Raw genomic sequence first — 4,073 nt, 5'->3', positions numbered from 1 at the left:
ATATGGGGACTGGTTCAAACGTACCTCCCAGGCGCTCGATGCCCGCAAGAGCCTGCGCGATTTCGCCGCTCAAGATGAACCCGGCGAGAAAAGCACGCTCTCTGGCGAGCGCGAGGCCCTGCATAGCCAGGGTAACAGCCGACAGGAGGTCAGAGCGTTTTGGATACAGGTAGCGGGCAAGCCGGGGGTTTCGGCCAAAGATCTCGCCCCGGACGGCTCCGAGCGTCTGGATGCCATCGATACGGTGAAGCGCTTCGCTCTACGCTCAAAGAGCTTCCTCAAAGGTCAAGGGGAGGGCAAGCCGGGGTTGGAACAGGGTCTGGATTTCCCTTCAACCAGCACCATGGCCGCCGCAACCTTCATTGAGCGCCTGTTAGCCCTGGTGTCTTCGCCAGAATCTCCAAGTAGCGAAATTCAGGAGGCAGTCAAGGGCTGGCAAGAGATTACTGCACTCCTGAAGAGGGAAAAGCCTCACCTGGCTCTTCCTTACCTGGAAACGAAAGCTCAGCAGGCTAACCACTCCTGGCTTAAGGATGTTGACGGCGAGTGTGCTTTTGTCGAAACTTTTACCGCCCAGCGGCTGCGCACGAATTACCGCGCTCTGGTCGCATCGCAGCCACAGCGCTTTCCCGGCGAATGGGTCATCGAGGAGCCAAGCTATCTCAGCAGGGCCCATGAAGTACTGAGAGAGCTTTACCGGCTCATTGGTGCGCCAAGTCCTTACTACGCCCTGCTGCAGATGGATGGTGACCAGATGGGCACCCTCATTGGCGAGGTCCAGCACCAGGCTAATCACCGTGCCATCAGTGAAGCGCTCTCGACCTTCGCGCGCGAGCATGTTCCCGGCATCGTCGAGGATAAGCATCCCGGCAAACTGATCTACGCCGGCGGCGATGACGTGCTGGCCTTGGCGCCGCTGGCGCAGATGTTCTCTCTCGCCTCAGCCCTGCAGCAGACCTATAGCAAGATCGTGGGGCCGAGCATACAAACGGCCTCCAACGGGACGAGAACGGCTACGGTCAGTATGGGCATCGCCATCGCTCATCATCTGATGCCGCTGACGCTGGTACGCCGGATGGCACGTGAGGCTGAGGAGCAAGCGAAACAACGCTATGGCCGCAATGCCCTGGTGGTGACGATTCTCTGGCGCTCCGGCAATACGCTCTCCGCCGGCTGCCGCTGGAGCTATCCTTTTTTGGACTCTAACCACCCGGCCATCTCACCGCTCCAGATCTTTGAGCAGGTAGCGCACCTGTTTGTGCGCGGTATACTCTCGCCACGCTGCCTGGAGAGCTTGAACAGGGAGTTGCCAGGGCTACAGGGCCTGCCAGACGAGGCCCTCGGCAGCGAGCTGGCACGTGTCTTTAGACGGCACTGGAACCAGTACAAGTACGCTGCCAACCAGGCCGAGGGCAAGGCAGAGCAGACGCCAGCTCAGGCGCCAAGGCGTGGGGAGGCGGTGACAGGACCAGCTCTTGATCCAGGGCAACAAGCGGCCACCAGGGAGGCGATCCAAGAGCTGGCCAGCGATCCGAAAGAGGCCTTGCAGCCCTTGACTCACCAACTGGTTACTCTGGCCACAGCAATGAAGCAGACTCACGCGCAAGCCTTCGCTCAGGCCAATAACGATGGTCTGACCACGGTCCTGAACTGGCTGCAGATTCTGGCTTTTCTCGCAAGGGAGGCAGGAGACAGTGTATCTTTTCATTGAGCCACATGAGACGCTCCTCTTTCGCAGTGGGCGCCCCTTCAATGCCGGCGAGGTCAACTTTGCCGAATCGCTCTTCCCCCCCACGCCCGAAACTCTGCAGGGGTCGCTGCGGGAGCTGATCGCTCGCCACTGGGACCCGCGCAAGAGCCTGCCCGAGCTCCTGCGTGATCCGGCCCTGACAGCCCTGATCGGTAACCAGACAGGCTACGGTCGCCTGCGCATCAGGCTGATCGCGCTCGCGCGCCGTCAGAAGGCGCCGAACGGCGCTCAGCGCTTTGAGCTGCTCTATCCCATGCCGGCCCACTTGCTGCGCGCACCGCTCCAGCCAGACCCTTCCCCTAAACGCCTGCTCCGCCTGAAACCGGCCTCGCCCGCTGGCGTCTGGACCAATCTCCCTCAAGGGCAGCAGCCACTCTATCCTGAAGGCCAAGAGCAGGCGCAACCGCTTGGCAAGGGGAGCAAGCTGCAAGGCTGGCTGACAGCAGAAGGATTAGAGGCAGCTTTGCGCTCCAATGCTGAGATGAGCGAGACTATGATCATCTCCAACAGCGAGATCTACGAGGAAGAGCCGCGCACGGGAATCGCTCGCCAGGAGCGCACGCGTACGACAGAGGAGGGTATGCTTTATACCATCTACACTGTGCGCCTGCGACCCAGCTATGGCTTTCTTGTCGATCTGCGCCTGGCTCAGACAGCCGACCCTCTCAGCGATCAGTTGCTACCTGATGAGCAAACCGCTTCGCTCTTGCGCCTGCCCGCGCCCCCGACGCACTTCGCCCATACCCTGGGCGGCGAGAGCCGTCCTGTGACCGTCTGGCTGATTGATCCCCAGGCTACACCGGTGCGGGCCGCCGCGCCTCAGACGCCAGATCACCTCAGCGGGCAGCGGCTCCTGCTTTATCTGGCCACCCCAGCGATCTTCAGAAAGGGCTGGCAACCCGAGCGCTGGCCCGCAGATCTCGGCGCACCTATTGCTGCGGCTATCAGTGGCTACCAGTGGATTGGCGGATGGCAGATGAACCCCAGTCATCACGGTGGTCAGAGCAAAACAGCCCGGCGCTGCGTTCCTGCAGGAAGCATCTACTTCTTTGACAAGAAAACAGATAGAGATCTCTACCAGCTAACAGATATCGGCAAAGAAATAGGCTACGGAATGATCCTTAAAGGAGCCTGGTGACATGATTACAGCAACAAGCATGATGTACATCTATACAGAAACGCCCTTGCACGCCGGTGTAGGCAGTGGCCTGAGCAGTGTTGAGTTACCGATCCAGCGCGAGCGCCATACCCAGTATCCCATGATCCAGGGTAGCAGCATCAAAGGGAAACTGCGCGCGCTGATTGCCATGCAGGCTGGCGGCAAGTCCGATAGGCGGGTTGAGGCGCTTTTTGGTCACGAGCGCGAAACTCAAGAGACCGACCGGCTTTATGCCGGGGCCTTGATCGTCGGCGATGCCCGCATCCTGCTCTTTCCCGTGCGCTCTCTCCGGGGAGTTTTCGCTTATACTACCTCTCTTGATGTCCTGGAGCGCTTTCGAAAGGATCTCACCCACATCCACCAGGAGCAGACTTTTCCGCAGTTGCCGCCGGAGCGACCGACGAACGGCCAGGCGCTGGTTACTGAGGATTCAGAGGTGATCACTTCCGAGGAGAAGTCAGGCCTGCTGCTGGAAGAGTTCAGTTTCGAGGTCAGCAAGAACCAGCAGGTGACCAGTGTGGCGCACTGGCTGGCGGAGCACGCCCTCCCGCTTGACGGCTACTGGGCCGGCAAGCTGCGGTCTTCGCTGGTCGTCCTCTCCGATGACGATTTCCGCGACTTCGCCCTCTACTCAACCGAGCTGATCACGCGCATCGCCCTTAATCAGAGCACGAAGACGGTCGAAGAGGGCGCCCTCTGGACAGAGGAACATCTGCCTGCGGATACCCTGCTCTACGCTCCTATCTACGCGACCAATGAGCGACGCCCCAGTGAGCCGGGCCAACAGCCGCGTCATGGCCTGGAACTGCTCCAAGAGGCTCAAACACTCAGCCAGCAGGCCGGCCCCTACCTGCAGCTCGGCGGCGACGAGACGGTAGGGCGTGGCTTCGTCAAGGTGCGCTGGAGTCCTGCAGTTCCACTCACTAGCACCACCACCGGTAAGCCCTAAACTATCGTCCCTTTGTTAGAAAGGATCAAAAATAACAGATATAACAGGTGAATCCTATGATAGGAGAGAAAAAACCCATACGACGACTGCTGGAACAAGAGCGAGGCAAGTTTGCCTGGAACTGTATTCAAGAGATAAAGAAGCTCCCCTCAGCCGAGCTGCAGGCCGAATATCGCACACGGGTCTTGACCTTTAACCAGATGGTGCAGATCAAC

3 protein-coding genes are annotated in these 4,073 nt (G+C 59.7%); all 3 read left to right on the top strand.

Translation table 11 applies throughout. The features are described 5' to 3' along the window. A partial coding sequence (cas10, locus tag IRZ24_RS17630) for a type III-B CRISPR-associated protein Cas10/Cmr2 (protein ID WP_297167136.1) occupies window positions 1–1,711 on the top strand: 1,711 nt, incomplete at its 5' end. Continuing rightward, on the top strand, window positions 1,695–2,888 hold the full coding sequence (locus IRZ24_RS17625) for a type III-B CRISPR module-associated Cmr3 family protein (protein ID WP_297167133.1): 1,194 nt from the start codon (window positions 1,695–1,697) through the stop codon (window positions 2,886–2,888). The genes cas10 and IRZ24_RS17625, both read left to right, overlap by 17 nt. Before the next feature lies 1 nt (window position 2,889). Further along, window positions 2,890–3,858 (top strand): type III-B CRISPR module RAMP protein Cmr4, encoded by a 969-nt coding sequence (cmr4, locus tag IRZ24_RS17620; RefSeq protein WP_297167129.1) that lies wholly within the window; start codon window positions 2,890–2,892, stop codon window positions 3,856–3,858. Window positions 3,859–4,073 lie beyond the last annotated feature (215 nt).

Source organism: Thermogemmatispora sp., from assembly GCF_019683755.1.
Classification (GTDB): Bacteria; Chloroflexota; Ktedonobacteria; order Ktedonobacterales; family Ktedonobacteraceae; genus Thermogemmatispora.
The sequence above is the reverse complement of the archived record's forward strand: the minus strand, read 5'-3'. Positions and strand labels throughout refer to the sequence as shown.

Coding starts and splice junctions, on each gene's coding strand:
- cmr4 (WP_297167129.1), top strand. CDS start 2,890: ATGATTACAGCAACAAGCATGATGTACATCTATACAGAAACGCCCTTG.